This is a genomic window from Rhizobium zaerense, from assembly GCF_051810725.1.
Classification (GTDB): Bacteria; Pseudomonadota; Alphaproteobacteria; order Rhizobiales; family Rhizobiaceae; genus Rhizobium; species Rhizobium leguminosarum_I.
The window spans coordinates 1,965,493-1,991,011 of the sequence record NZ_CM132690.1; the positions used below are offsets into that span (position 1 = coordinate 1,965,493).

Annotated in this window: 26 protein-coding genes; 11 read left to right on the forward strand and 15 right to left on the reverse strand. The window is 60.7% G+C overall.

Annotated elements, in window-relative coordinates:
* Positions 1 to 158: 158 nt before the first annotated feature.
* The 4 genes from petA (at position 159) to ACS4RR_RS09340 (ending at position 3,595) form a co-directional block, all read left to right on the forward strand.
* Positions 159 to 737, forward strand: a complete 579-nt coding sequence (gene petA / locus ACS4RR_RS09325) for a ubiquinol-cytochrome c reductase iron-sulfur subunit (protein ID WP_456189998.1) — start codon at positions 159 to 161, stop codon at positions 735 to 737.
* Between the two features lie 14 nt (positions 738 to 751).
* A complete protein-coding gene (locus ACS4RR_RS09330; RefSeq protein WP_017965338.1) occupies positions 752 to 2,032 on the forward strand; it encodes a cytochrome b in 1,281 nt (426 codons plus the stop codon).
* A gap of 20 nt (positions 2,033 to 2,052) precedes the next feature.
* Positions 2,053 to 2,937 carry a cytochrome c1 gene (locus ACS4RR_RS09335; RefSeq protein ID WP_017965337.1) on the forward strand — a complete coding sequence of 295 codons (885 nt, stop codon included), beginning with the start codon at positions 2,053 to 2,055 and terminating at the stop codon, positions 2,935 to 2,937.
* Between the two features lie 115 nt (positions 2,938 to 3,052).
* Complete coding sequence (locus tag ACS4RR_RS09340) at positions 3,053 to 3,595, forward strand: adenine phosphoribosyltransferase (RefSeq protein ID WP_017965336.1); 543 nt, start codon at positions 3,053 to 3,055, stop codon at positions 3,593 to 3,595.
* An 18-nt stretch (positions 3,596 to 3,613) separates the two neighbouring features.
* On the opposite strand, the gene ACS4RR_RS09345 is transcribed toward ACS4RR_RS09340, so the two are convergent.
* Positions 3,614 to 4,081: a MaoC family dehydratase gene (locus ACS4RR_RS09345; protein ID WP_017965335.1), complete on the reverse strand. Its 468-nt coding sequence runs from the start codon at positions 4,079 to 4,081 to the stop codon at positions 3,614 to 3,616.
* Positions 4,078 to 4,569: a MaoC family dehydratase gene (locus ACS4RR_RS09350; protein ID WP_260296737.1), complete on the reverse strand. Its 492-nt coding sequence runs from the start codon at positions 4,567 to 4,569 to the stop codon at positions 4,078 to 4,080. Before ACS4RR_RS09350 ends, ACS4RR_RS09345 begins: the two co-directional genes overlap by 4 nt.
* An 81-nt stretch (positions 4,570 to 4,650) precedes the next feature.
* On the opposite strand from ACS4RR_RS09350, the gene ACS4RR_RS09355 reads away from it, so the two are divergent.
* Positions 4,651 to 5,745: an LTA synthase family protein gene (locus ACS4RR_RS09355; protein WP_260296736.1), complete on the forward strand. Its 1,095-nt coding sequence runs from the start codon at positions 4,651 to 4,653 to the stop codon at positions 5,743 to 5,745.
* Positions 5,746 to 5,817: 72 nt separating this feature from the next.
* Here the strand turns inward: ACS4RR_RS09355 and ychF are convergent, their stop codons facing one another.
* The gene (gene ychF / locus ACS4RR_RS09360) at positions 5,818 to 6,921 is read right to left on the reverse strand and encodes a redox-regulated ATPase YchF (RefSeq protein ID WP_456189999.1); all 1,104 of its coding nucleotides are present in this window, start codon (positions 6,919 to 6,921) and stop codon (positions 5,818 to 5,820) included.
* 341 nt (positions 6,922 to 7,262) lie between these two features.
* Between ychF and clpS the strand changes: the two genes are divergently transcribed.
* Positions 7,263 to 7,574, forward strand: coding sequence for an ATP-dependent Clp protease adapter ClpS (gene clpS / locus ACS4RR_RS09365; RefSeq protein ID WP_162116518.1), 312 nt, complete (start codon positions 7,263 to 7,265; stop codon positions 7,572 to 7,574).
* 31 nt (positions 7,575 to 7,605) lie between these two features.
* Here the strand turns inward: clpS and ACS4RR_RS09370 are convergent, their stop codons facing one another.
* From ACS4RR_RS09370 to ACS4RR_RS09390, 5 genes are all read right to left on the reverse strand, one after another.
* Positions 7,606 to 8,058: a GNAT family N-acetyltransferase gene (locus tag ACS4RR_RS09370; protein WP_445944929.1), complete on the reverse strand. Its 453-nt coding sequence runs from the start codon at positions 8,056 to 8,058 to the stop codon at positions 7,606 to 7,608.
* 5 nt (positions 8,059 to 8,063) lie between these two features.
* The gene (pth, locus tag ACS4RR_RS09375) at positions 8,064 to 8,795 is read right to left on the reverse strand and encodes an aminoacyl-tRNA hydrolase (RefSeq protein WP_260296731.1); all 732 of its coding nucleotides are present in this window, start codon (positions 8,793 to 8,795) and stop codon (positions 8,064 to 8,066) included.
* A gap of 106 nt (positions 8,796 to 8,901) precedes the next feature.
* Positions 8,902 to 9,615 (reverse strand): substrate-binding periplasmic protein, encoded by a 714-nt coding sequence (locus ACS4RR_RS09380; RefSeq protein WP_026154253.1) that lies wholly within the window; start codon positions 9,613 to 9,615, stop codon positions 8,902 to 8,904.
* 25 nt (positions 9,616 to 9,640) lie between these two features.
* Positions 9,641 to 11,992, reverse strand: a complete 2,352-nt coding sequence (locus ACS4RR_RS09385) for an EAL domain-containing protein (RefSeq protein ID WP_017965327.1) — start codon at positions 11,990 to 11,992, stop codon at positions 9,641 to 9,643.
* A gap of 235 nt (positions 11,993 to 12,227) precedes the next feature.
* Positions 12,228 to 12,836, reverse strand: coding sequence for a 50S ribosomal protein L25/general stress protein Ctc (locus ACS4RR_RS09390; protein ID WP_017965326.1), 609 nt, complete (start codon positions 12,834 to 12,836; stop codon positions 12,228 to 12,230).
* A gap of 393 nt (positions 12,837 to 13,229) precedes the next feature.
* Here ACS4RR_RS09390 and ACS4RR_RS09395 point away from each other — a divergent pair, with 393 nt between their 5' ends.
* Positions 13,230 to 14,705: a hypothetical protein gene (locus tag ACS4RR_RS09395; protein WP_456190000.1), complete on the forward strand. Its 1,476-nt coding sequence runs from the start codon at positions 13,230 to 13,232 to the stop codon at positions 14,703 to 14,705.
* A 48-nt stretch (positions 14,706 to 14,753) separates the two neighbouring features.
* Here the strand turns inward: ACS4RR_RS09395 and ACS4RR_RS09400 are convergent, their stop codons facing one another.
* Complete coding sequence (locus ACS4RR_RS09400; protein WP_456190001.1) at positions 14,754 to 15,659, reverse strand: LysR family transcriptional regulator; 906 nt, start codon at positions 15,657 to 15,659, stop codon at positions 14,754 to 14,756.
* 117 nt (positions 15,660 to 15,776) lie between these two features.
* Between ACS4RR_RS09400 and ACS4RR_RS09405 the strand changes: the two genes are divergently transcribed.
* From ACS4RR_RS09405 to ACS4RR_RS09415, 3 genes are all read left to right on the forward strand, one after another.
* Complete coding sequence (locus tag ACS4RR_RS09405) at positions 15,777 to 16,805, forward strand: aldo/keto reductase (RefSeq protein WP_456190002.1); 1,029 nt, start codon at positions 15,777 to 15,779, stop codon at positions 16,803 to 16,805.
* A gap of 174 nt (positions 16,806 to 16,979) precedes the next feature.
* Complete coding sequence (locus ACS4RR_RS09410) at positions 16,980 to 17,549, forward strand: PadR family transcriptional regulator (RefSeq protein WP_456190003.1); 570 nt, start codon at positions 16,980 to 16,982, stop codon at positions 17,547 to 17,549.
* A 4-nt stretch (positions 17,550 to 17,553) separates the two neighbouring features.
* Positions 17,554 to 18,852: an FAD-dependent oxidoreductase gene (locus tag ACS4RR_RS09415; RefSeq protein WP_456190004.1), complete on the forward strand. Its 1,299-nt coding sequence runs from the start codon at positions 17,554 to 17,556 to the stop codon at positions 18,850 to 18,852.
* Positions 18,853 to 18,905: 53 nt separating this feature from the next.
* Here the strand turns inward: ACS4RR_RS09415 and ACS4RR_RS09420 are convergent, their stop codons facing one another.
* From ACS4RR_RS09420 to lgt, 6 genes are all read right to left on the reverse strand, one after another.
* Entirely contained in the window at positions 18,906 to 19,838 is a 933-nt protein-coding gene (locus tag ACS4RR_RS09420) for a ribose-phosphate pyrophosphokinase (RefSeq protein WP_017965321.1), read from the reverse strand.
* Between the two features lie 105 nt (positions 19,839 to 19,943).
* Positions 19,944 to 20,765, reverse strand: a complete 822-nt coding sequence (locus ACS4RR_RS09425; protein WP_456190005.1) for a hypothetical protein — start codon at positions 20,763 to 20,765, stop codon at positions 19,944 to 19,946.
* Between the two features lie 91 nt (positions 20,766 to 20,856).
* Positions 20,857 to 22,008, reverse strand: a complete 1,152-nt coding sequence (locus ACS4RR_RS09430) for a M24 family metallopeptidase (RefSeq protein WP_017965319.1) — start codon at positions 22,006 to 22,008, stop codon at positions 20,857 to 20,859.
* 5 nt (positions 22,009 to 22,013) lie between these two features.
* On the reverse strand, positions 22,014 to 22,808 hold the full coding sequence (gene pgeF, locus ACS4RR_RS09435) for a peptidoglycan editing factor PgeF (protein WP_456190006.1): 795 nt from the start codon (positions 22,806 to 22,808) through the stop codon (positions 22,014 to 22,016).
* A gap of 111 nt (positions 22,809 to 22,919) precedes the next feature.
* Positions 22,920 to 24,020: a class I SAM-dependent methyltransferase gene (locus ACS4RR_RS09440; protein WP_456190007.1), complete on the reverse strand. Its 1,101-nt coding sequence runs from the start codon at positions 24,018 to 24,020 to the stop codon at positions 22,920 to 22,922.
* A gap of 19 nt (positions 24,021 to 24,039) precedes the next feature.
* A complete protein-coding gene (lgt, locus tag ACS4RR_RS09445) occupies positions 24,040 to 24,888 on the reverse strand; it encodes a prolipoprotein diacylglyceryl transferase (RefSeq protein WP_456190008.1) in 849 nt (282 codons plus the stop codon).
* A 201-nt stretch (positions 24,889 to 25,089) separates the two neighbouring features.
* Between lgt and ACS4RR_RS09450 the strand changes: the two genes are divergently transcribed.
* Positions 25,090 to 25,350 (forward strand): accessory factor UbiK family protein, encoded by a 261-nt coding sequence (locus tag ACS4RR_RS09450; RefSeq protein ID WP_003561307.1) that lies wholly within the window; start codon positions 25,090 to 25,092, stop codon positions 25,348 to 25,350.
* Positions 25,351 to 25,519 lie beyond the last annotated feature (169 nt).

Here is a 25,519-nt window from a genome sequence, read left to right on the forward strand (position 1 = left end):
TGTGCCCTCATCCCCTTGCCAAGGCTGGACATAATTTGCGATCAAGCATAGAACGCGCCGGATTGCCGGGGAATCTATGGCCGAATTGTGTCCAGAGAGATTCGCCGGTAGAGGGGGCAGGGCGGAATTCCGCGAAAATTGCGCAGAGGATGTTAGCCGTGAGCGAACACGAAACGACAAGCGAGGGCATGGGCGAACCCACTCGCCGTGATTTCCTTTATCTCACCACTGGTATGGCAGGCGCCGTCGGCGCCGTTGCAGTCGCTTGGCCATTCATCGATCAGATGCGTCCTGACGCTTCGACGCTCGCTCTCGCCTCCATCGAAGTCGACGTTGCCAGCCTTGAGCCTGGCATGTCTCTGACGGTCAAATGGCGCGGCAAGCCGATCTTCATCCGCAATCGCACGCCTGAGGAAGTGGAAGCGGCAAACGCCGTCCAGCTTGGCGAGCTGAAGGACCCGATCGCGCGCAATGCAAACCTTCCTGTCGACGCTCAGGCAACGGGTGTTGACCGTTCGGGCGGCAAGGGCAAGGAAAACTGGATCGTCATGATCGGCACCTGCACGCATCTCGGCTGCGTGCCGCTCGGCCAGGCCGGTGAATATAATGGTTGGTTCTGTCCCTGCCATGGCTCGGTCTACGACACGGCCGGCCGCATCCGCAAAGGCCCGGCGCCGCAGAACCTGGCGATTCCGACCTTTTCATTTTTGTCCGATACCAAGATCAAGATCGGTTGAGGGGAGACTGATTAATGAGTGGCCATTCCAGCTACGAGCCATCAACCGGCCTCGAGAAATGGGTCGATGCGCGCCTTCCATTGCCGCGCATGGTCTATGACAGCTTCGTCGCCTATCCGGTTCCGCGTAACCTGAATTACGCCTACACCTTCGGCGCCATGCTCGCCGTCATGCTGGTGGTGCAGATCCTGACGGGCGTCACGCTCGCCATGCATTACGCTGCCGAATCGTCGGTCGCCTTCAACTCCGTTGAAAAGATCATGCGCGACGTCAACCACGGCTGGCTGCTGCGCTATATGCATGCCAACGGCGCATCCTTCTTCTTCGTCGCGGTGTACCTGCACATTGCCCGCGGCCTCTATTACGGCTCCTACAAGGCGCCGCGCGAAATCCTCTGGATCCTCGGCGTGGTCATCTACCTCTTGATGATGGCGACCGGCTTCATGGGCTACGTTCTGCCCTGGGGCCAGATGTCCTTCTGGGGCGCCACCGTCATCACCGGCTTCTTCTCGGCCTTCCCGCTGATTGGCGAATGGGTGCAGCAGTTCCTGCTCGGCGGTTTCGCGGTCGAAAACCCGACGCTGAACCGCTTCTTCTCGCTACACTACCTGCTGCCGTTCATGATCGCCGGCGTTGTCATCCTGCACATCTGGGCACTGCACGTCGTCGGCCAGACGAACCCGACGGGCGTCGAGGTCAAGACGAAGACGGACACGGTGCGCTTCACGCCTTATGCGACGATGAAGGATGCTCTCGGCGTCTCAATCTTCCTGCTGGTCTATGCCTATTTCGTCTTCTACCTGCCGAACTTCCTCGGCCACGCCGACAACTACATCCCAGCCGACCCATTGAAGACGCCGGCCCATATCGTTCCGGAATGGTACTTCCTGCCGTTCTACGCGATGCTGCGTTCGATCACCTTCAACGTCGGTCCGATCGACTCCAAGCTTGGCGGCGTGCTGGTGATGTTCGGCGCGATCATCGTGCTGTTCTTCCTGCCCTGGCTCGATACGTCGAAGGTCCGTTCGGCCGTTTACCGCCCCTGGTACAAGCTGTTCTACTGGCTGTTCGTGATCAATGCGATCATCCTCGGCTGGCTCGGTTCGCAGCCGGCGGAAGGTGGCTATGTCATGATCTCGCAGTTCTGCACACTCCTCTACTTCGCTTTCTTCCTGGTCGCGATGCCAGTTCTCGGCTTGGTGGAAACGCCGCGCCGCATCCCGAACTCGATCACCGAAGCGGTGCTCGAAAAGCGCAACAAAACAGCTGCAGCCAGTGCGGCGGCCAAAGCGTAAGCGAGCGAAGGAATAGGAATATGAAAAAGCTTGTTGCAAGCATTCTGCCGCTCGCTGTCGCTACCGTTCTCAGCAGCGCCGCCTTTGCCCAGGAAGCGACGCCCGCAAACGGCGCGGCTCCCGCCCATCATGAGGAAAGTGCGACGCCGCACTATCCGCTGAAGGAGCCGAAGGAGGAGGAATGGACTTTTGCCGGTCCGTTCGGCCACTACGACAAGGGTCAGCTTCAGCGCGGCCTCAAGGTTTATACCGAAGTCTGTTCCGCCTGCCATTCGATGAACCTCGTGCCCTTCCGCATGCTCGACGAGCTCGGTTATTCCGAGGCGCAGGTGAAGGCTTTCGCAGCGAATTACGAGGTTCAGGACGGCCCGAACGCTGCCGGTGAAATGTTTACCCGCAAAGCGGTCCCTTCCGATCACTTCCCGGCGCCTTTCCCCAACGCGGAGGCCGCTGCTGCTTCCAACAACGGTGCGGCTCCGCCCGACTTTTCGCTGATTGCAAAGGCTCGCGAAGTCGAGCGCGGCTTCCCGCAATTCGTCTTCGACATCTTCACGCAATATCAGGAAGGTGGCCCGGATTACATCCATTCGCTGCTGACCGGTTATGAAGAGCCGCCAGCCGGTTTCCAGGTGCCGCAGGGCGGCCATTATAACCCTTATTTCCATGCCGCGGCTGTCCTTGCCATGCCGAAGCCGCTCTCCGACGGCCAGGTGACCTATGACGATGGCGCGCCGGCGACGGTCGACCAGTATTCGAAAGACGTCTCCGCCTTCCTGATGTGGGCCGCCGAGCCGCATCTTGAGGAGCGCAAGCGTACGGGCTTCATGGTGATGATCTTCCTCTTGATCTTCACGGTGCTGATCTACCTGACGAAGCGCTCGATCTACGCCAACAAGGAACATTGAGCGGTTCCCGATCGACATTCAAAAGGCGGCCTCGGGCCGCCTTTTCTGTTGGTTCCGCCCCTGGCAATTGATAGGGTGCGGCCAGTTTCATGCCCTCGCAGAATATGGACTTTCCATGGACAATACGATTTCGGAGCTCGCAGCCAGCATCCGCTCCATTTCCGACTATCCCAAGCCCGGCATCATTTTCCGTGACATCACCACGCTGCTCGGCAATCCACGCACTTTCCGCAGGGCGGTTGACGAACTGGTGCAGCCCTATGCGGGCACGAAAATCGACAAGATCGCCGGCATGGAGGCGCGCGGCTTCATTCTGGGCGGTGCGGTGGCCCACCAGCTTTCCTCGGGCTTCGTGCCGATCCGCAAGAAGGGCAAACTGCCGCACGAGACCGTGCGCATCGCCTACAGTCTGGAATATGGCGTCGACGAGATGGAGATGCATCGCGATGCGGTGCAGCCCGGCGAGAAGGTGATCCTGGTCGACGACCTGATCGCCACCGGCGGCACGGCCGTCGGCGCAACGAAGCTGCTGCGCCAGATGGGCGCGGAAGTGGTCGGCGCCTGCTTCGTCATCGACCTGCCGGATCTCGGCGGCCGCAGAAAGCTGGAAGAACTCGGCGTTATCGTGCACACGCTGGTCGAATTCTCCGGCCACTGAGTCTTCCTGCCTGCAGCGTCAGTCGAATTCGAGCACGCCGCTTTCGAAGCGGATAACAGCATCGCCGTTTTGATTGACGCCCTCGCAGAGGATGGTGTTGAGGTGCCATCCCGGTCGTGACGCGAGCGCCCGGCTGGAGAGGAAGGCGACGGAGTAGGTGACGACGTCGCCGACGAAGACCGGCCGCAGCCATTGCAATTTCTGGAAACCAGGCGAGGGGCCGAGGTTCGGCGACGTTAGACCCTTTTGTGCGAGTGCGACACTCTGCCTTTCCCAGAAGGCGAGGAAGGTTCGCATCCAGGCGGCGGTGGTGTGCCAGCCCGAGGCGCAGAGATCGCCGAAGAGGGTGTCTTTGGCGGCTTCTTTGTCGACATGGAAACGCTGCGGATCGTATCGCGTCGCGAAACGGATGATGTTTTCTTCGGTAAAAGTGTAGCTGCCGATCTCGGCCTTCTCGCCAACCGCGTAAAGATCGGACATCCTCATGCTGACGTCTCCGGGCTTATGCCGATATCTGCGGGACGGGCACGCATGCCGAACATGACCGAATTCTCCGAGACGCAGACAAGTTCGCCGCGCTGGTTTTCCACCTCATGGCGGAATTTGACGATGCCCATGCCGGGGCGTGAGCGCATCGGCCGGGCTTCGAGCACGGTCGAATGGCCTGACAGCGTGTCGCCGGCAAGCACCGGCTTTCGCCATTCCATCAGATCGACGCCCGGCGCACCTTCGCAGAGCGAATGCAGCACATAGCTGTCGGCCATCATGCGCATGAACATCGAAGAGGTGTGCCAGCCGGAGGCAGCAAGCCCGCCGAGAATGCTGGCGCGGCCGGCAGCCTCATCGAGATGCATCGGCTGCGGATCGAATTCCCTTGCAAACTCAATGATTTCTTCGGCGATGACCAGCTTCGGGCCAAGCGCGAAGCGGCAGCCGGGCCGGAAATCCTCGAAGGAAAGTTTTTCTGCCGACATTCGTTCCTCCCGCCATATGCAGCGCACAATGCTTACAATAGCATCCGCGCGGGCTCAATGATTCCGGGGAGATAAACGGGTATGACGGAACTGAGATCGATACTCGACGAAGCTGCACACCAGGGGCTGATTTCGCCGGAGGCAGGCGGGCGGCTTTTGCCGTTTCTGGCCGAGCGCGGCGTCACCGTCATAGAGGCGCGGCCGGTAATCGCAGCGCAGGAAGAGCAGGCTTGGTCGGATACCGAGACACCGCGTTTCGTGCGCGGCTTTCACGATGTGCTGATCACGATCGGTGTCGTCGTGGCGCTCGGCGGCCTCTGGGGGCTTGCCGCACTTTATGCCGTGCTGCCTGCGATCATTGTGCTTTCGGAGATCCTGGTGCGCCGGCAGCGGCTTGCTCTGCCGGCAGTCAGCCTGACGATCGCGCTGTTCTGCTGGACATTCCTGCTGATGTCCTACTTTTTCAAGCCGATAACACCCGCTTTCAACGGGGCGGAGGCGACGAAGTTCGTTGCCGGCTTCCCTATCATTCTCGGCGCCTATTATGTCCGCTATCGTGTGCCGTTGGCGTTGGCGCTCTGCATCATGTCGGCGCTTGCATTCGTCCTCACCCTGCTTTTGCGGCTCATGCAATGGGCGAGCGGGGATCCGCAATTCTTCGCCAACCATCCCGTCTTGCTCGCGATGGTCTGCCTCGTTTGCGCTCTCGGGCTGTTCGCAACGGCGCTGTATTTCGACCTTGGCGATCGGATGCGCCGGACGACACGCTCCGATATCGCCTTCTGGCTTCATCTGGGTGCTGCACCGGCGCTGCTCTTCAGCGTCCGCCTGCTGATTTCGTTCGACGGCAATTTGCTGGATGTTGCCCAGACGGTTTCGATCAAGACGCCGATCATCGTTATCAGCGTTGCGGTGCTGATGCTGATCGGCCTTGTCATCGACCGGCGGGCCTTCGTCACGTCTGGACTGCTGTCGCTCGGCTTTGCGATTTACGGCATTTTCCGGCAGGGAAGTGCGACGGTTGATACCTATATCTTCACCACGCTGATCGTCGTCGGGGTGATCGTGCTCGTTATCGGAACGGGCTGGATGCCGCTGCGCCGCATCGTGCTGCGGGCGCTGCCGGCCGCCATTTCGCAAAGACTGCCGCCGGCCGTCTTAGAGGCAACTCCGTAAATCTTACGATTTCGCCCAAACCGCTGAGCGATTTGGGCGAAATGAATCGATCGGGATAGCGGCAGTATCCGTTCAGGTGTTGAAGCGGAAGTGGATGACGTCGCCGTCCTGGACGACATATTCCTTGCCTTCGTCGCGAGCTTTGCCGGCATCCTTGGCGCCGACTTCACCGTTATATTTGATGTAGTCGTCATAGGCGATGGTGTTGGCGCGGATGAAGCCGCGTTCGAAATCCGAATGAATGACGCCGGCGGCCTGCGGCGCCTTGGTGCCGCGCTCGATCGTCCAGGCGCGTGTTTCCTTCGGGCCGACGGTGAAATAGGTGATGAGGTGGAGCAGCTTGTAGCCGGCGCGGATCAGCCGGTCGAGGCCCGCCTCGTCGAGGTCGAGGGCGGAGAGGAATTCCTTGGCCTCCTCCTCGGGAAGCTGGGCGACCTCAGACTCGATCGCCGCCGAGATCGTGACGGTTTCGGCACCCTGCTCCTTTGCCATCACCGCGACGGCCTCGGTGAATTCGTTGCCGGTCGAGGCATCGCCTTCGGCGACGTTGCAGACGTAGAGCACGGGATGCGAAGTCAGAAGATTGAGGCTCTTGAGGATGACGATTTCTTCCGCGTCGAGCGTCGACAGCAGCGTGCGAACCGGCTTGCCTTCGCCGAGCAGCTTCAGCGAGGCTTCCATGATCGGCAGCATCGCCACCGAATCCTTGTCCTTGCCGGTGGCGCGCTTGCGGGTCTGCTCGGTGCGGCGCTCCAGGCTCTCGAGATCGGCAAGCATCAGCTCGGTCTCGATCGTCTCAGCATCGGCGACCGGGTTGATGCGGCCCTCGACATGGGTGATGTCGCTGTCTTCGAAGCAGCGCAGCACATGCACGATAGCATCGACCTCGCGGATATTGGCGAGAAACTGGTTGCCGAGGCCTTCACCCTTCGAGGCGCCGCGCACCAGGCCGGCGATATCGACGAAGGAGATGCGGGTCGGGATCAATTCCTTCGACTTGGCGACGTCGGCAAGCTTGCGCATGCGCGGATCGGGAACGGCGACTTCGCCGGTGTTCGGCTCGATGGTGCAGAAGGGATAATTCGCCGCCTGTGCGGCGGCCGTCTTGGTGAGCGCGTTGAAGAGGGTCGATTTGCCGACATTCGGCAGCCCGACGATACCGCATTTGAAGCCCATGGCTGAAACCTGCTGTTCTTGAATTCCTTGCTGGTGCCTATGAGATAAAGGAGCAATGTGGTCAAGTCTTAGAGAGCTTTTAGCGTACCTCACTTGCCGACGGATCGGTGCTGGCCTATTCTTGAATACCGATGCAGATTTCGACGTATTGCTGATTTCATCAGAATGCCGGTCGCTGTTCGTATAGAGGCAGTGGCCCTATCGGTGTCGAAGCCGGCGACAAGCTCTTGCCTGTTTGGGGCGGGGAGCCGGCCGGCCGGCTGTCGAAAATTCGTCATCGACAATGATTAGATGGTTTTGAAGATTCCTGATCCCATGTCATCAACGGGTGGATTTTTCCGATGAGTGACAGTGACATTGCCGTGAAACCGAAGACCAAGGTGAAGCCGAAGCTGGACAAGCCGAAGCTCTACAAGGTCATCCTCGTCAATGATGACTATACCCCGCGCGAGTTCGTCATCATGGTCCTTAAGGCCGTCTTCCGCATGAGCGAGGAGACCGGCTACCGGGTGATGATGACGGCGCACAAGCTCGGTTCCTGCGTGGTCGTGGTCTGCGCCAGAGATATCGCCGAGACCAAGGCCAAGGAAGGCATCGACCTTGCCAAGGGCATGGGCTTTCCGCTGATGTTCACCACCGAACCGGAAGAATAGGTGCTGCCTGAGGGCCGCCTCTAAAACGGGATCAAAGCCGGCGAATCTGATAGCCGGTCTTCTCCTGCACGAAGCCGCAATTCTCATAGAAGCGCAATGTTGCCAGATTTTTGGAGCCGGTGAGCAGCATCACCTTGTAGCAGCCGGCGCTCCAGGCGTCTGCAACCGCATGGGCGATGACGGCGCGGGCATAACCGCGCTTGCGATGATCGGCATGGGTTACGACGTTTTCGATGAGCGCATAGGAGGCGCCGTTCCGCGTCAGGTTCGGCACGACGACGAGAGTGACGGTGGCGATGGCTACGTTACCCGCGACACCGATGAAGACGGTCATGCCCGGCTGAGCCAGGATGGCGGAAAAGCGTTTCTCGGCACTGGCCTCGTCAAGAACCGGATCGGTGGGGTTCAGCTGTCGGTAGAGGGCCAGGAGACCGGGAAGATCGCCGCGGACGGCAGGCCGGATGATGACGTCTCCATCCGGCATCAATCTCAATCGCCCTTGTTGCCGAACATCTTTTTCAGCATGTCGGCCATCGGGCCGGTCACCGGCAGCTTCGGCTGGTTGTGGCCGCGAGCCTGCTGGATATGCGACTGGCCGGCCGGCTTCTTCTCGGCGTCCTTTTTTTCCTTGGCTGGCTTCTCCTCCTCGGCCTTGCCGCCGAGCGCCAGCGCGATCTTGTTCATCAACTGCGAATCCTCGTTTCGCACCAGCATGTCGGCATTGTCGGCGAGCGTGTCCAGAAGCGGCTCCACCCAGGCCTTGTCGGCCTTGGTGAAATCGCCGAGCACGTGGCTCTGAACCATCTCCTTGACGCCGGGATGGCCGATGCCGAGGCGCAACCGCCGGTACTCCTTGCCGCAATGGGCGTCGAGCGACTTGATGCCGTTGTGGCCGTTGTGGCCGCCACCGGTCTTCAGCCGCGCCTTGCCCTGGGGAAGGTCGAGTTCGTCGTAGATCGCCACGAGATCGGCCGGCTGGAGCTTGTAGAAACGCATCGCTTCGCCGACGGACTCGCCGGAAAGATTCATGAAGGTCTGCGGCTTGATCAGCAGCACCTTCTCGCCGCCGAGCTCGCCCTCGGCGATCTCGGCCCTGAACTTCTTCGACCAGGGCGAAAAGCTGTGGCGCCGATGAATGGCGTCGACGGCCATGAAGCCGATATTGTGGCGGTTGCCGGCGTACTTGCCGCCGGGATTGCCGAGACCCGCGATGATCAGCATGGTCTGTTTTTCCTTGCTAGAACTTCCAGCCGTTCACCACCGCGAAACGAAAGCAAAGTCAAGCGGAAAGGGCAGCGGTCTGTCGGCCAAGGTCACTCAGATAGGGTCAGTCCGACAGGTTCATGCCGTATTTCAGGAAGATCTGCTTTTGGTCGCCATCGGCGATCAGCTTGTCGAGGGCAGTCTGCATCCTGGCGAGCAGATCGGCCGGAAAGTTCTTCTCGCAGGCGATGCCCATCGGCTGGGAGGAGAGCACGGTCACCATCTCCACCGGCTGCTCGGCCTGCAGCTTTTCGAAATAGAGTTCGGAGATCGGCATCATGTCGATGCGCCCGCCAAGCAGTTTGCGCAGCGTCGCGTTGAAGTCGCTGGCGACATCGAGCTTGGTGAAGCCCTTCTCCTTCAGAATCGTCTCGGTGTAATCCTCGCGCTGAGTGCCGACCGTGTATTTCTTCGCCTCGTCCAGATTGCTGGCGGTGACATCAGAACCCTTGCGGGTGATCAGGATGTTACGGTCGACGAGCAGCGGCTCGACCCATTTAAATAACGGGTCACGCGCGCCATTGTGGGCGGTCGCGAAGACACAGGTCATCGGCGCCGTGCGGGCAAGGCTGAAAGCGCGCGCCCAGGGCATGATTTCGATCGTGTAGTCGACGCCGATCGCGGCCATTATCTTTTCGACCTGCTCGACGGTCGCGCCCTTGATCTCCTTGCCTTCGCGATAGTTGAAGGGGGCATAATCCTCGGTCGCGAAGGTCACCGTTTGCGCATGGGCGGTGCATGGCAGCGCCAGGCATGCGAGAAGCAGGAGCTTTTTCATCGGCATCATCTCCTTCGTTCTTCGTTTACGAGGCGCGTGCGATGGCCGATTGCGAGGCCATTAGTTCCTCGATCAGCGTGGCGGCGTGCTGCGGACGGTGGAAGAGGTAGCCCTGGCCATAGTCAAGCCCCATCTGGTGGAGCGTGCGGCACTCCTCTTCGGTCTCGATGCCTTCGGCAATAACGGTGCAGTCCATCTTGTGGGAGAGCGTGGTGATGCCTTCGATCAGCATCCGGCTTTTCTGGCGCACGTCGTCATCGCCATCGTTGATCGCGCGGGTGAAAGACTGGTCGATCTTGATGATGTCGACAGGGAAGCGGTTCAGGTAGCTCAGCGACGAATAGCCGGTGCCGAAATCGTCAAGCGCGATACGGCAGCCGAAGCGACGAAGCTCGGTGACGATCATGCGGATCTCAGGGTTGTCGTGCATCAGCACAGCCTCGGTGATCTCGACGACGATGCGCTCGGGACGGATGCCGTGGCGACCGACGATGGCGGCAAGACGGGCCGGCAGCGCCGGCTCGAACTGCAGCGGCGAGAAGTTGATGGCGAGATAGGTATCCTGCATACCGGGGATGCGGGAGATCTCCGCGAGGTTGGCGACCGCCTTTTCCATGATGACGTTGCCGACGCGGACAATTTTTGCCGTCTCCTCGGCGACACTGATGATCTCGGCCGGCGGCATCAAGCCCTTCTGTGGATGGTTGAGGCGCATTAGCGCCTCGAAACCTGATATGCCGCGACCGTTCAGGTTGACGATCGGCTGCAGGAAGGCCTCGAACCAGTTGTCGACGAGGCCGGCTTCGATATTGGCTTCGATCTCGGCGCGGCGGCGGGCACGGTCGAGCATGGCATTGTCGAAGAGCTGCGCGCCGTTTTTGCCGTCGCGTTTCTTGGCATACATCGCCATGTCGGATTTCTGCAGCAGTTCGGCCGCGGTTGCGGCATGATGCGGATAGATGGCGATACCGACGGAAGCGCTCAGATGCATGTCCGGGGCGAATGGCGTTTCGAAGAGCGTGGCAATCTGCTCGCACATTGCCTTGGCGCGTTTTTCGGCGTCCTTTGCCGGCAGCAAGATGGCAAATTCGTCGCCGCCGAGACGGGCTGCCTCGTCGCAGGGGGCAAGATGGGTTTTCAGGCGCTCGACGAGCTCGACCAGCGCCATGTCGCCGGCGGCATGGCCCATATTGTCGTTGATCCACTTGAAGCGGTCGAGATCGACGAAGAGACAGGCGAGCTCCTGGCCGGCGGCGTCGGCGGCGGCGATCTTGTTGTCGAGGACGGCCTCGAAGCCCTGGCGATTAAGAAGCCCGGTCAGGTGATCGGTGATTGCCTGGCGGTGGTTGCGGTCCTCGGAGGCCTTGAGTTCGGTGACATCGGTCATGACCGATAGCGAGAGGCGGTCGTGAGCGCCGGCTCCCGCCTCTGATTCCATGATCAGGACGTCCATGGTGCGACCGTCCAGGCAGACAAACTTGACGGTGACGGTCATGCCGCTTTCGGCCCGGCGGCGCTTGACGAATTTGTCACGGGTGGCGGAAGTGACGAGATCGGCGAAGTTGCGGCCGATGACGGCGGCGCGGTCATAACCTGTGGCAAGCAGCCAATAATCACTGACGGCGGTGATGCGGTCTTCCTCATCGAGTGAGAAGAGCATGGCGGGCGTCAGATTGTAGATGTCGGTGGCGCGGCGGTGGGCGAGCTTCAGCTCCTTTTCCTCGCTTTCGAGCTTGGTCTGCATCTCGTTAAAGCTATGGGCAAGCCGTCCCATCTCGTCGTTCGACTGCCAGTCGACATGATGACGGGAGCCCAACTGGCGGGTGGCCTCGATCGCCGCCGTCAGCCGCATCAGCGGCTGGATGACGAAGAAACGGTTGCCGATCAGCGCCGTGCCGAAAACGGTCAGCACCGCGAAGATGAAGATCGAGATGAAGACGACCTCTTCCTGCTTCAGGCCGGAAAACAGGCCGAGTGCCGGATAATAGACGCTGATGCTGCCGAGGTTCTTCGGACCGTCGACAGTGTTGTAGATGATGGCGCGCGACACCTGCACCAGCTTTCCGTCGAAGGAGCGTGGAATGGTAGACTGGCTGACATCGAGCTGGCCTGACTGGTCACGCACTTCGACCTTGACGATGGCGCCTTGGGAAACGACTGTCGCGCTGATCTGGGTAACGCTCTCCTCATCGAGGTCCCACAGAGGTTTGGCAAGCGCCTGGGCATTGGCGACGAGAAGAACGGAGATGTGATCACGTATTTCCTTGTCGGCCCGTTCCGAGGAAAGAAAAAGGAAGAGAACAAAGAGGGGAGCGACAAAAACAAGTAGCGCTCCGCAAACTATCGCAAAAAATCTGTTCTCAACGGAATTGTTCATGTTTCCGTCTACTCCCCCAGGCCGCCACATTTGCCGTCGCGCATTAAGGCGGGCTTCTTCGCAGCTGACGGAACATGCTTTCACGAATTTGTTAAATGTTGCTGAAACGGGGCCTTACGGGGCAATGAAAAGCCCGCTTTCCCTGTGAATTGGCCTCCGAAAGTTGGACGACAACCTTCGGGGGCCAGTCCACTGGGGAAAGCGGGCCATATGCTTTACAAATTGATCGAAGCGATCAGGCTTCGGCTTCGCCTTCCGCGGCGCTCTCGTCGATGCCGGCAGCCGGAGCGATAATCGTCGCGATCGTGAAGTCGCGGTCGATGACCGGGGTGACGCCCTTCGGCAGAGTGACTTCCGCGATATGGACGCTGTCGCCGATCTTCTTGCCGCTGAGATCAATGTTGAAGAACTCAGGGATCGCATCGGCCGGGCAATGAACTTCGACTTCATGGCGAACGATGTTCAGAACGCCGCCGACCTTGAGGCCCGGGGACTTCTCTTCGTTGATGAAGTGAACCGGGATTTCGACGGTCACCTGGGTGTTGCCGGAGACGCGCAGGAAATCGACATGCATGGTGAAGTCACGGACCGGATCGAGCTGGTAGTCCTTCGGCAGAACCTTGTGCTTCTTGCCGTCGACGTCGATCGTCGCCACGGTGGTCATGAAAGCACCGGCGTGAATACGCTTCGTCACCTCATTGGTGTTGAGAGCGATGGAAATGGGGGCCTGCTTGTCACCATAGATGACAGCGGGAATCAAACCGTTGCGGCGAAGTTCACGGGCGGACCCCTTACCAACCCGTTCGCGCGCCTCGGCCTTGAGCTCGTAAGTTTCCTGGCTCATGGCTATTCCTTTCGAGGTTATTTGGAGAGTTCGGCGGCGGGCAAAAGCCTTGTTCCGACGAACCGGAGGCGGTATGACCCGACCTCATCCGCGTTGCCTCCAAGGGTGTCTACACGGACCGGTGGCCTATATTATAAGTCGATCGGAAACGCAAGTTGCGGATTTGGCTGTTTTCTACACGCTTCGGCAAACCGAAACCGCATTCGAGCATCGCGTCGATCGTCAACGGTGAGCCGAGTGCCGCACACGAGGAGGCGATGTTCTCGCCCGTCCGAAATACGCGGCCGTACGAACGGCAAAATCGCTATTCTCTTCCACAGCTGAGGTTGACATCGGCGCGCTTCGCATCTTTGGATGGCCGCATTCAAAAAGGGGCTGAGGAGAAATCGGACTATGCGTCTCAAACTTGTCACGGCAACGAGCTTGCTGGCACTTTGCCTTGTCACCACGGCCCAGGGCGTCGAGATCAATCAGGATGGCGCCAATGCGGTCAAGGACAATCTGACGAAGCTGCTTCCCGAGGATCTGGCGAAGAGCGGCATGGTCACCGTCAATCCGGCGGGCACACGCTACGAGATCATCTACGATCTGGCGAAGCTGCTTGCCAAGGCCGATCCAGCGACATTTGCGATCAGCGGGCTGACGCCGTTCTCCATGTTCGCTACGCCGCTCGATGGCGGGCTCTGGAACATTGAGGGTGACAACAACCTCAATGTCTCCGGCCATTTCAAAGGCCCAGACCAGAAGCCGACGGATTTCTCCTACTCCATCGCTTCGCTTGTCTATACCGGCGTCTTCGACCCGGCGATCAGCTACCTGCGCTCTGGCACCTTCACCGCCAAGGACATCAAAGTCGCCAGCAAGTCCGACACCGAGGAAGTCCATGCCAGCTTTGCCGGGATGGACCAAAAGCTGACCTCGACGGACAGCGCAGGCGGCAATGGGCGTATCGATTTTGCGGGCGGCGGCTCCATGTCGACTTTCGTCGAGCAGGTTTCCGGCCTGCAAATGCCGCCTGTTGAAATCCGTGCCGACTCGATCGATTTCGATGCCAAGGTGAACGGTCTGCCGGCCAAGCAAATCCGCGAGATCGTCCTTTTCATTCTCGACCATCTCGAGGAGAAAGAATTAAGCCCGGAAAACAGCGACAAGATAAAGGGAATGCTGAAGCAAGCCTTTCCGATTCTTGCCTCGTTCAGCGAGACGATCGGGGTCAATAATCTGACCGTCAGCAACCAGATGGGCAATGGCGGCGTCAAGGCATTCGGTTACAACCTGGTTATGGATGGGCCGAGCGACGCCATGCGTTTCGGCTTCGGCATCGATGCGCAGGACATCAGCCTCGACAGTCCGGCAATGCCGGCAAGTTATTCGCCCTTCGTGCCGACCAATTTCGATCTGCAGCTCGCCATTCCGAATCTGGATTTCGCCACCTTCGGCGACGCGCTCATGGCGATGGATTTCAAGGCCAAGCCTGCAGAGCAAAGCGGCGATGAGATGGCGAAAAAGCTCTTCCGCGATGGCCGGCTCACCATCGAGTTTCCGAAGGTCAGCGCCAAGTCCGATGTCTACGACGTCGACATGACGGGCAAGATCGAGGGACGGGTCGATACCCAGAAGGACTATTCGATGGAGGCGACGATCCTTGCCCGCGATCTCGACAAGACGATTGCCGCGGTTCAGGAGCTTGCCAAGACGGATCCCGACCTCAACCAAGTCTCCTTCGGCATGATGATGGTGAAGGGCTTCGCCAAGACCGATGCAGATGGCCGTTCGCGCTGGGACATCAGCATCGGCCGCGACGGCGCGATCACCGTTAACGGCCAAGTGGTCAAGGAAGCGGACCAGGAAACGGTCCAGCCGCAATAGCGTATCCCAGGGTCTTTCGACCGAAGAGCAGATGCGCCGGCTAGGGTATCACCCTTTGCGGCGCAGCAGCGCCGTTGCCATGTCGAGGAAAGCGCGCAACTTCAGCTGCGTCTGCGAGCGGGCGGGGAAATAGGCAAAGAGACCGGGCGTGGTCGGCAAGAAGGGATCGAGCACGCGTTCGAGCCGCCCTGATGTCACGGCCTCGCCGACGGAAATATCCGGCAAATAGGCAAGACCGAGCCCGGCCTCGGCGAGCTCGAGCAGCAGCAGGAAGTCGTTCACCATCAGGCTGCCCGGCGCATCGACGGAGAAGTCGTGGCCGCCTCGCTCGAATTCCCAGCGATAGATGACGCCTGACGTCGGATAGCGGTAGCGGATCGCCTGATGGCGGGTGAGGTCCTCCGGCGTCACTGGCTGGCCGTATCGGGCGAAATAGCCGGGCGAGCCGACGACCGTCCAGGTGATATCAGATGTCAGCCGCATGACGATCATGTCCTTTTCGATCGCCTCGCCGACGCGGATGCCGGCGTCGAAACCGCGCTCGGTGATATCGATTGCCGCATCATCGACCGAGATCTCGACGGAGATATCGGGATAGGCGTTGCGAAATTGCGGCAGCAGCGGCGTCACGATCAGCGGCACGGCCATGCGCGGCACGGTGAGGCGCAGGTGCCCGAGCGGGCGGTCGCGGAAGCCACCCAGCATGTCGAAGGCATCTGATATATCGGCGGCAGCCGGACGGACGCGCTGGAAGAGCGCGGCACCGGCTTCGGTGAGCGCGACGCGCCGCGTGGTGCGGACAAAGAGCGGCACGCCGAGCCTCGCCTCGAGCGCGCGGATCGTCTGGCTGACGGCAGTCGGCGTGACGCCGAGCGATGCGGCGGCAGCGGTGAAGCTCCTGGCGTCGGCGACGGCCAGGAATTCCGTCAAACCGTTGAAGGGGTCGGGCGCCATCGGTCTATTATGAAGGTAAACTTCATAAGCCTTATCGATTCGGCGGATTTTTCGCAATAATGTTTTGAGGCATTATCTTTCCATCCGATCACGACAATCCAATGGATGGAGGATGACATGCAATATACGACCCTCGGCCGGACCGGCCTTGCCGTTTCCAGGCTTGCCTTCGGCGCGATGACCTTCACATCGGGCGACCGCAGCTTAGGCGCGATCTACAAGACCGATGCCGATGTTGCCGATGCGCTTGTCGGACAGGCACTTGATGCCGGCATCAACTTCTTCGATACGGCAAACGCCTACGCATCCGGCCAGTCGGAAACGATCCTCGGACAGGTGCTGATGGCGCGGCGCAGCGAGGTGGTTATTGCCACCAAGGTCGGCTTCCGCACCGGTACGCCTCTCGGCCAGGCCGGGCTCTCCCGCCGCCACATCCTCTGGTCGGTCGAGGAAAGCCTGAAACGGCTCAGAACGGACTGGATCGACGTCTATATTGTCCACAAGGAGGATCCGTTCACGCCGCTCGAAGAGACGCTCGCGGCGCTCGATGCCGTGGTGCGCTCCGGCAAGGTGCGTTATATCGGCTTTTCCAACTGGTCGGCCTGGAAGGTGGCGGCGGCGCTTGAAATCCAGAAGGCGAACGGGCTGGCGCCCTTCACGCATGGACAGATGTATTATTCGCTGCTTGGCCGCGACGTCGAGCGCGACATTCTTCCCATGATGCAGCGTTACGGCCTCGGGCTGACCGTCTGGAGCCCGCTCGCCTCCGGCTTTCTTTCCGGCAAGTACACCCGCGAAACGCTCAGCGATCCCGACAACCGCTATTCCGGTTTCGATATCCTGCCCTTCGACAAGGAACGGGGATTCGCGCTGGTCGAGCGCATGCGGGTGATCGCCGCCGCGCATGGGGCGAGCGTCGCCCAGGTGGCGATCGCCTGGCTGCTTGCGAAAAAGACGGTCTCAAGCGTGTTGCTCGGCGCCTCGAAACCGCATCAACTGGCCGACAATCTCGGTGCGGCAGAGCTGGTGCTTGATGAAGGCGACCATGCAGCGCTCGATGCGGCGACTGAGCCGGTGCCGGTCTATCCGAACTGGTTCATCGACAATCTCGTCGACCAGCCGCAGAAAGCGGCCTTCGGTCACTGATCGCCGATAGGGGATTTGTCGCAAGAGGCGCGTCGCCACGCCACTGGGTCGAACTGACGTCGAGCCGGGGCTCCGGCATTCATCATCGCATTGATTAGTCATAAAATAACTAGTAATACTATGACTATGACAATCAAACGCTCTCCAACCGCGCTCGCTGTTCTTGGAATGCTCATGGAGGAGCCGCTGCATCCTTACCGGATGCAGCGGCTCATCAAGGAGCGCGGCAAGGACGAGGTGATCAATGTCACGCAGAGGGCGAGCCTCTATCAAACGATCCAGCGGCTCGAACGCGAGGGTTTGATCACTCCGCAGAAAACAGTCCGGGATGACAAGCGTCCCGAGCGGACCGTGTACGAGATAACCGAGAAGGGCCGCGACATCGCGCTGGAATGGATGCGCGAGATGTTGTCGACCGTGACACGGGAATATCCGGAATTCCCCGCAGCCATATCATTTCTTCCTCTTCTCACGCCGAGCGATGTGGCGAGCCAGCTTGAGCGCAGAGCAAAAGCCATCGAGTCAGAACTTCGCCGGATCGACGAAGTCCTGCAGGAGGCGCAGGCCGTACCAAGGCTCTTCCTTCTGGAGATGGACTATCTCCGGGCGCTTCACGCAACCGAATTGTCTTGGGTCAACGGCGTTGTCGAGGACCTCAGCGCCGAGCGCATCACCTGGACAGATGAGTGGCTGAGGCAGATCGCCGCGAAGTTCTCGATCGACCTCAACCTTGACCCGGAATAGCACCATGAAAGTTTTGATTATCGGCGCCGGGACCGGCGGTCTGGCACTCGCCCATCTGCTTAAGCAGGCTGGAGTTTGCATAGCGGTGTATGAGCGCGACCTTGCGCCGAACGCTGACACCGGTGGCTATCGCGTCGGCATCAGCCCGGCTGGAAGCCGAGCGCTAAAAGCCTGTATCCCCGGCGAACTCTACGACCTCTATGTCGCCACCTGCGCCAGGTCGCCGCGCTATTTCAACATGCTCACGGAACAGCTCGGCGAAGTGCTGAGCTTCGACGTCGATGCTGCAGACCCGAACGCTCTCGACGGTGAAAAGAACGTGGTTCGAAAAACGCTGAGGCGGGTTCTGCTCCGGGGACTTGAAGACGACGTGTTCTTTGGGAAGGCGCTTCAAGGTTACACAAGCAACGCGGACGGGTCCGTCACCGCGTGCTTTCAGGATGGAAGCCTCGCGACGGGAGATGTCCTGGTGGGTGCTGACGGCACGAGTTCCACCGTATGCAAGCAACGCTTGCCGAACGCGCGTCTGGAAGACACTGGGATCGTATCGCTCGGGGGCAAAATTCCTATGACAGTCGAGACGAAAGCTCTGCTGTCGGACAAAATGTTCAAAGGCATGTCACTGATTATGGCACCGATGGGCTTTGGCGCAATCATTCACTCGCTCGAGTTCGCCGACAGCCGAAGTGACCCCGGGTTTGCTTCGCGTTGGCCGGATTTCGTCGAAGCACTCGACGAGGACAGCATCGGCTGGGGTATCTGGGGCGCTCGGCAGAATTGTCCGCGGGATCCGTCCGGCCTGAACGGTGAACAATTGAGAGAGCTGGGCTTGGAGCTCGCTCGAGACTGGCATCCGCACCTACGTGCTCTCATCCATATGACGGAGCCCTCGATGATCCACGATGTCAAGGTCAGGACCTCCGTCCCGCTGACGCCTTGGACAAGTTCGAATGTCACGCTGCTCGGTGACGCCGTCCATACGATGACACCCGGACGAGGCGCGGGTGCCAACACCGCACTTCGCGATGCCGCTCTGCTTGGACGCATGCTGGTCGAAGCGAACCAAGGGCGAAGGCCGCTCGTCGAAGCCATACACGCCTACGAAATCGAGATGCTTCGCTACAGTACCGAAGCAGTCCAAGTATCGAAAAAGCAGATGGATGCTAACGATCTGGCTCATCGGCCGATTGTCGGCACAGTTCAGCTCGCTTTCATGCGCAGCACAATGCGCATCGTCAACGCAATACCTGCACTAAAGCGGCGCGCCTTTCGGCAGATGATGCGAGTTCGCGGCGAAAACTAAGATAGTCGCTGACAATCAGCAATATCCGGAAGTTCGTCGGATGCCTGATGTTTTCAGTCAAACAGGCTGGAGACGGACTCTTCCTGGGCCGTTCGGCTGATGGCTTCGCCGATCAGCGGCGCTGTCGTTACGACGCGGATATTGTGTGCCGAAAGCACGGCCGTGGTCGGCTGGATCGAATCCGTGATGACGAGTTCGCGCAGCTTCGAGGAGGTGACGCGAGTGACCGCGCCGCCGGAGAGAACGCCGTGGGTGATATAGGCGGTGACGCTGGACGCGCCCTTGGCCAGCATCGCGTCGGCCGCGTTGCAGAGCGTGCCACCGGAATCGACGATATCGTCGATCAGCAGGCAGTCCTTGCCGGCAATGTCGCCGATGATGTTCATGACTTCGGAGTCACCCGGCCGATCGCGGCGCTTGTCGACGATGGCCAGAAGACAGTCCAGGCGCTTCGCGAGCGCGCGGGCGCGAACCACACCGCCGACGTCGGGCGAGACGACCACGACGTTGCTGAGGTCATAGTGGCTCTTGATGTCGCGGGTCAGCACGGGCATGGCAAAGAGGTTGTCGGTGGGTATATCGAAGAAACCCTGGATCTGCCCGGCATGGAGATCGAGCGTCATGACGCGGTCAGCGCCGGCCTCTGTAATGAGGTTTGCGACCAGCTTGGCGGAGATCGGCGTGCGCCCGGAAGCCCGGCGGTCCTGACGGGCATAGCCGAAATAGGGTAGGACGGCGGTGATGCGGCGAGCTGACGAACGACGCATGGCGTCGATCATGATCAGCAGTTCCATCAGATGATCGTTGGCGGGAAAGGCGGTCGGTTGCACGAGGAAAACATCCTCACCGCGCACATTTTCCTGGATCTCCACGAAGATTTCCTGATCGGCAAACCTTCGAACACTGGCTTTCCCCAAGGGAACATTGAGATAGTTGCAGATCGCTTCGGCGAGTTGCCGGTTCGAATTGCCTGCGAAAACCTTCATTTTGGTCCGCCTGTTATGCGCTGATAGCCGCGCTTTTTAGTCAGCTTCCCCGTGAATGCAAGGGCAAAGGCGCCACAGGCTTCCATATTTGCAAAAAGTTTGTGACTAACCACCCTGAGTCTGCCGCCAGGAGGAGAATTCCGCGATCGTTTTTGAGCCGATCTGCTGCATCACCGAGGCCGGAACGCCCGCCCAGGGATCGGTCGCAGCCGTCGGCACGCTTTCTTGCCCCTGGATGCGGTGCAGGCGACCCCCGCCGCTGTCGAGAATATCCCAGACATAGACCACGGTGACCTTGCCATCATCGCTGAAGGCGGAGAGATAGCCTTTGAGGATGTAATCGCTGCTCGCGTCGTTGGAACTTTTGATGGAAAGGCCATGCGCGCGTGCCTCGGCGCCGAGCTGGCGCGAGAGCGGGGTCACGGCCTGCACCGGCGCGCCGATGATCGGCAGGAAGCGCACGGTTTTGCCCCGGGCGGAGGAGGGGGCGGGGCTGAGGGCGGCGGTCTGTTGCGGCTGTTGCGTCTCGGCCGGTTCAGCCGACTGTGCGGGGAGCCTACCACTGGCCGCCGGCGGTGGCAGCGATTGTCCCTCGATCGGGGTGGAAGCGGCCGGCGAGGAGCCGCTCCTCGATAGGGCGTTTGCCTGCTCCTGCATCGTCGTCGGTGGCGCGCCGGTGCCGGATCGATAGGCCTGCTGCGACTGATCATAGGCTGGATGGTAGCCGCCCGGCTGCCGATTTCCCGCGAAACTCGGCTGGCGGCTACCCGCCAAACGCTCGGCCTCGCTCTGCGTCACCGGACTCGAAGGTGCCGCCCCTGAGGAATCGCCGATATCGACCTGCGGGGTCAGCGCATCGGTGGTATTGCAGGCGGTCAGCAGAGCCATGACGAATAGGAGCGTGGGCACAATCGCAGCTCGCGTCATCCCTTGATCCGTCCTTCCCACAATCGCAATCAGCCCCACCCGAATTTATGCGGGTGGGGACGGTCGTCTGTCAATTCCGGATTCTCACCGGTCAGAGGCCGATGAAATCGAGCGGATGGCGGGACAGCGCGCGCGGCGCATCCGTTGTCGTCAAATAAGTTTGGCCGAGCGTCATCGCCGTGCCCGTATCGGAATCGGCGATGATCATGTGCACGAAGAGCGACATGTTCGGCTCGATCGGCTGCGGATTGCCGACATGGAACATCTGATGCTCCATCCAGGAGGGCGAGAAGCGGGCGCCGAGCGAATAACCGCAGGCATTCAGCCGGTGGCGGGCCAGGCCGCGCTCGTCGATGATCTTGGCATGCATGTCGAAGACATCGCCAAAGGTCTGGCCGGGCTTCAGCACGGTCTCGATCGCCTCGATGGTTTCGCGGCAGGCGTTGTAGAGCTCGCGGTGGCGGTGCGTCGGCGCGCCGATGACGATCGTGCGCATCATGGCGGCGTGGTAATGCGCATAGGCGCCGGCCCATTCGAGCGTCAGCTGGTCGCTGGCGTCGAGCTTGCGGCGGCCGGCCTTGTAGCGGCAGAGCAGCGCGTCGGCGCCGGAGCCGATGATGAACTCGTTGGCGGGGTAGTCGCCGCCGCCGGAAAAGACCGCGCCCTGCATGGCAGCAAGGATATCGGCCTCGTCGGCGCCGGGTTTCGTCAGCCGGATCGCCGCATCGAGCGCATCGTCGGCGAGAACGGCGGCGCGCTCGACATAGGCGACCTCCGTCGGGCTCTTGATCAGGCGCAGGCGGCTGACGAGATAGGAAGCATCGACGATCTGGCCGAAGATGGTCAATTGCGCGTCGAGCAGACGGGCGACGCGGCCGGTCATGCCGTGCGTATCATATTCGACACCGATGCGGGCGCCAAGCAGATCCATCTCGACCAGCAGGTTCTTCAGGTCGAGCGTCGGATCGGCATTGACCCGGTCGACCCAGATATGGATGTCATCGAGGATCGAGGTATGCCTCGCCTGGCGAAGATCGGCCGAGCGGGTCATCAGCGCCATGGTGCCGTCGCTCTTGACGACCAGCGTCTGGAAGAAGCAGTAGCCGAAGGTGTCGTAGCCGGTCAGCCAGTACATGCTTTCCTGGGCGAAGAGCAGCAAGGCGTCGAGCTTTTCTTCCTTCATCTTCTCGGTGAGGCGCGCAAGCCGGCTTGCGAATTCGGCCTTTTCGAAATGCAGTGCCATTCTGCTCAAGTCTCCCTGATTGATATCGCGGAAATCTGGCGGCCGTAATCCGGCTCCTTGCGATGTGTCGTCCTGCGGTAGGAAAAGAAGCGCTCGCTATCCGGATAGGTGCAGAGGCCGAGGCTTTCGGCACGCACGCCGGCTTTCGTCAGTCGGTCGACGGTTAACCCCGGCAGGTTGAACATGGCATGGCCGGGCGTCGCGGAAGGCACAAAAAAGCGCACGTCCTCCGGGTTTTCGGCGACGAAACGCTCTACGAACTCGGGACCGACCTCATAACTTGCCTGGCTGATCGAGGGGCCGAGACAGGCGACGATGCGAGCGCGGTCCGCACCGAGAGCCTCCATGGCGGCGATGGTATTTTCGATCACGCCCGTCAGCGCGCCCTTCCAGCCGGCATGGGCTGCGCCGATGACGCGGTTATCGGGATCGGCAAAGAGGATCGGCCCGCAATCGGCGGCGAGCACGCCAAGCGCGATTCCCGGGGTGCGCGTTACCATCGCATCGGCGTCAGGGCGGGCGCCGTCATAATCGGCACCGACCATCACGACATCGGGAGAATGGACCTGATGCACGGTTGCCAGCCGCTCGACCGGCAGACCGAACCAGGCGGCGACGCGACGGCGGTTTTCGAGGACCTTGTCACGTTCGTCGCTGGAGCCGAGGCCGACATTGAGGCCACGATACAGCCCTTCGGAAACGCCGCCGGCCCGCGTGAAATAACCGTGCCGGATAGTGCTGCCCGCCGCTTCGTTCAGCAGCGCGCTTTCGATCGGTGCGGGAGAGGCCGCGTCCTGCATCTGTGATTCCGGGGTTTTCGGAGGGTTTGTTATGATCCCAAGCGCATCGCATATGCGGCGCGCTTCAAGTTCTTGTTTCGGGCCGATGTTGAACCAGCCGCGTGCGCCCTGTCAATCCACCGGACGAAAGGGCATGAGATCGATGGCAGGATGGGAGACCGCCATCACCTTGAAGAGTTCGCCCATCCGGCCTTCACCGGCGCCGGCAAGCCTTTCGACTGCCGCCTGGATGACCTGCCGGGTTTGCGGCTCGCGATCCCGACCGAGGGCCGCCGCACGTTCGAGAATGCCGAGGCCACTTAGAAAATCACCTTGATGCAGGGCGCCGTTCAGATGGACGCCGGCCGCAAGCGCCGTTTCGGCGAGCTGCTGGAAATCGACATGACTTGTCAGATCGGCTTCACCGGGATGGGCGAGCGGCGGGTCGAATTCATGCATGCGCACGGCCTGCAGCGTATCGCCGAAGCCGGTGACGAGATGGCCGTAATCGACCGTAAGCGCCGTGCCGCCGAAGACGCGCAGCCGCTCGCAGATTGCGATCATCACCGCCTGGCGGGCCGGCGAGATTTCAAAGAGGGTGCCGACCGGAACGTTCTGCACCGGTTCGGGAAGAAGCGCGGGATCGAGACCGGCGACGCCGGCGGCGAAGGTCAGCTCGCCATCGGCGTCGATGCCGACCATGCGCTCGCGGAAACCCGTCGGCATGCGGACGAACTGGCGGATCGGGATGGCGTCGAAGAGTTCGTTGGCGGCCATCAGCGTGAAGCCGGGCGGCACTTCGTCGAAGCCATTATGCCAGGCGATTTTCTCGCCGTAATGCTCGAGTGTCTGGCTCTGGACGTCACGCAGGCGCTCGCTGGTTTCGACGAGATGCACGCTCATAGCGTCCAGGAGTGGCGGGGCGATGCGGGAGATGACGCGGAGCATGTCAGCCATCATCGTGCCGCGGCCGGGGCCGATCTCGACGAGGCGCACATCCGTCGGTGCGCCGTGGCGCTGCCAGGCATGGACGATGAAAACGCCGATCATCTCGCCGAAGATCTGGCTGACCTCGGGCGCGGTGACGAAATCGCCGGAACGGCCGAAGGGCTCGCGCGTCCGGTAATAGCCGTGTTCGGGATCGGCGAGGCACAGTGAGAAATAATCGGTGACGCTGATCGGGCCGTTGGCCTGGATGATTGCCTTGATCTTTTTGCCTAGAGCGGTGGTCATGTCGCGCGTCCTGCCGTTTTCAAAGCTGCAGTGCAGCCTGGCGGCGGGCCCGCAGCATCGCCCAGAGGCCGAGCAGGATCATCGGGGAGGAGAGCACCATGCCCATGGTCAGCCAGTTCGTGCCGAGGAGGTAACCGAGTTGGGCGTCGGGCTCGCGGAAGAATTCGACGAAGATACGTGACAGCGCATAGCCGCAGACGAAGACGCCTGTGATGAAGCCGGGGCTTTTCAGCGCGCGCATACCGTAGACCAAGGCCGCTAGCACCACGAGCAGAACAATGCCTTCGAGGCCGGCTTCGTAAAGCTGGCTTGGGTGGCGGGCGAAGGGACCGCCGGTCGGGAAGACCACGGCCCACGGCACGTCGGTCAACCGGCCCCACAGCTCGCCATTGATGAAATTGGCAATGCGGCCAAAAAACAGACCGAAGGGAACGACGGTGGCGACGATGTCGAACAAGCTCCAGATCGGTATGGCGTTGCGGCGCGCAAAGAGGATCATGGCAACCGTCGTGCCGGTCAGGCCGCCATGGAAGGACATGCCACCGTTCCAGATCTCGAGCGCCCGGACCGGACTGCGCAGGACGGCTGAGAGATCATAGAAGAAAATATAGCCGAGACGACCGCCGAGGACGACGCCAAGCGCTGCCCAGACGATGAAATCGTCGAGTTGCGTCCTTGACATCGGCGAGACGTTGCCGGGCCAGAGACTGTCATTGGCGGCGATGCGGCGCGCATAGGCCCAGCCGAGCAGGATGCCGGCGACATAGGCGAGGCCGTACCAGTGAATCGCCAGCGGACCGATCGAAAAGGCGATCGGATCGATATCCGGGAAAGGCATGATGGCAAGGAGATCGGCTGCTATCGGCAAGGTTTTCCACCTGTTGAGTTGCGCGGAACATGCCGCTGCGATCCCGGACGGTCAAGTCCATTGTTCGTGATGGCTCGTTCCTGGCCAGCGCTGGCAAGCTTATCCCGTGCAAAGCGCTTGCATCGTCGGTGGCGAAGCCCTACCTCAATCCTCGATGCCCTGAAGGGCTGAATTCACCTCATGCGAAGGGAGAAAAACGCCATGACGACCGGAACGAACCGCATCATGGACGAATTCGCCAAGCTGATGACCGATGCGGCCGGTGCCGCCCAGGGCGTCCGCAAGGAGATCGAAACCGCCTTCAACGCCCAGGCCGAGCGTTGGCTGAACAGCATGGACATCGTCAAGCGCGAGGAGTTCGAGGCCGTGCGCGAGATGGCGATCAAGGCACGCGACGAGAACGAGGCGCTTGCCGCCCGCATCGCCGTGCTCGAGGCGAAACTTGCCGGCGAGGGCGCTTAAGTCCCGATACGACACAGATGCGGCGTTGCCTTCGTGCCACACGCCGCATCTTCCGTAAAAAAACCAGGTGAGTTTTCCACCTGTGGACACTGCCAAAAAAGCCAATTCGCAGAGTCGCTTATTCTCCCTTCTGAATTGAATTTCGAAGAGCCTTTCCACAGTGGCCGGT